Source organism: Oleiphilus sp. HI0128 (assembly GCF_001635365.1).
In genome coordinates, this window is the sequence record NZ_LWGG01000513.1 from 1 (window position 1) to 404 (window position 404).

The 404-nt window shown below is 46.5% G+C and carries 1 pseudogene; it reads right to left on the bottom strand.

The features are described 5' to 3' along the window. Window positions 1–245: pseudogene (locus A3763_RS06095) on the bottom strand (porphobilinogen synthase); the annotation flags it as partial. Window positions 246–404 lie beyond the last annotated feature (159 nt).

Below are 404 nucleotides of genomic sequence, written 5' to 3' on the forward strand. Positions count from 1 at the left end.
TTGGCATCAAGAGACTTGGCATTACTCGGGGTGACGGGAAATAGTGCGACGGCGGGGATACCAAGCTCTAGTAGCTGCTGCGCCTCTTTTAGTAGTAGGTCAATACTCAGGCGTTCAACGCCGGGCATAGAGCTAACAGCTTCGCGTTTATTTACACCTTCAAGAATAAACATGGGGTAAATCAGGTCATTGGCTGTTAGTGTATTTTCCTGCATCAAGCGACGGGAAAAGTCTTGAAAGCGCATGCGACGGAGTCGGCTGTTAGGGAATTGTCGTTGGCTGGGTGAAAACACTTTTTATCTCCGGCAATCATCAAAAATATTATGTGCTTAAGATTAGCAGGTATGCCGAAGGAAAGGCTATAACGCAAGTCAACTGGGGCTGGATTTTTGGAAGTATTTTGC